The sequence below is a fragment of the Clostridium brassicae genome (genome assembly GCF_026738875.1).
Classification (GTDB): domain Bacteria; phylum Bacillota; class Clostridia; order Clostridiales; family Clostridiaceae; genus Clostridium_H; species Clostridium_H brassicae.
Window position 1 is genome coordinate 1 of the sequence record NZ_JAPQFJ010000060.1, and the last position, 1,462, is coordinate 1,462.

The following is a 1,462-nucleotide window of genomic DNA, read 5'->3' on the forward strand; positions in this document are numbered from 1 at the left end:
GAGAGTGTAAAATAATCTGTGTAAACTCCATAAGAATTGATATAATATTCTTATAAAAATGGAGGGTGCACAGATTATGTCTTTTTCAAGAAAAGAACTTATTAAACAATTAATTAAAGAGACAAAACCTACAAGCGCAAGAGATGTTCAAGAAACCTTAAAAGAATTATTCGCAGATACGCTTAAAGAGATGTTAGAAGCGGAGCTTGATGATCATTTAGGCTATTCTAAATATGACTATAAAAACAAAAGCACCACAAACAGTAGAAATGGTCATAGTTCTAAAAAAGTATTATCAGATTTAGGGGAATTTGAGTTAAATGTACCAAGAGATAGAGAAAACTCATTTGAACCGGAGGTTGTAAAAAAAAATCAAACTGACGTTTCAGGAATTGAAGATCAAGTAATCAGTATGTATGCTAAGGGAATGACAACAAGAGACATAGCAACTCACTTGGAAAACATATATGGTTTTCAGGCTTCGCCCACCTTAATATCTGGAATAACAGATAAGATTACTCCTATAGCTAAAGAATGGCAAAATAGACCTTTAGAGCCTGTATACCCAATAATATTTATGGACGCTATCCATTATAAAGTTAAACAAGACAATAGGGTTATAAATAAGGCTGCTTACGCAGTTATTGGAGTGAATTTAGATGGCATTAAAGAAGTTTTGGGGATTTGGATTGGTGGAAATGAAACATCAAAATATTGGCTTTTAGTGTTAAATGAGCTTAAAAACAGAGGAGTCAATGATATACTTATAGCCTGTGTTGATGGTCTAAATGGATTTGCTCAAGCTATTAAAGCCATTTATCCACGTACTGAAATTCAAAGATGTATAATACATCAAATTAGAAACTCTTCAAAATATATATCTTATAAAGATTTAAAAAAGTTTAATGCTGATTTAAAACTAGTGTATACAGCACCAACAGAAGAATCTGCCTTAGCGGAGCTAGAAAGGTTTGAGGAAAAATGGGGAGAGAAATACCTTATTGCAATTCGTTCATGGAAAACTAATTGGGAAGAATTAGCTACCTTCTTTAAATATCCTTCAGAGATAAGAAAAATAATATATACTACCAATGCTATGGAGAGCTATAATAGACAATTAAGGAAGGTTACTAAAACTAGAAGCATTTTTCCTTCTGATGATGCTTTACTTAAAATGCTATATTTAGCAACAATGGATATAAGTAAAAAATGGACTCAATCAATACGAGGATGGGCTCAAATACTAGCTCAACTCTCTATATACTTTGATGATAGAATTGATAATTTAATATTTTAAAAAATATTATTACTTAATAATGAATTATCACACTATCTTATTGTAAAAATATTAAAGAAATTAAAATAACTAGGTGTTAGCATAATAATACTTTTACCTAGTTATTCTTAAATAATTTAATTCTAAAATTTTTATGGAAGTTTACACAAAATTCTTGACAGACTC

General features: G+C 30.1%; 1 protein-coding gene. It reads left to right on the forward strand.

Features of this window, described 5'->3' with window-relative positions; all coding sequences use genetic code 11:
- The first annotated feature begins 76 nt into the window (after positions 1 to 76).
- The gene (locus tag OW729_RS19335; protein ID WP_268063159.1) at positions 77 to 1,297 is read left to right on the forward strand and encodes an IS256 family transposase; all 1,221 of its coding nucleotides are present in this window, start codon (positions 77 to 79) and stop codon (positions 1,295 to 1,297) included.
- Positions 1,298 to 1,462: the final 165 nt, after the last annotated feature.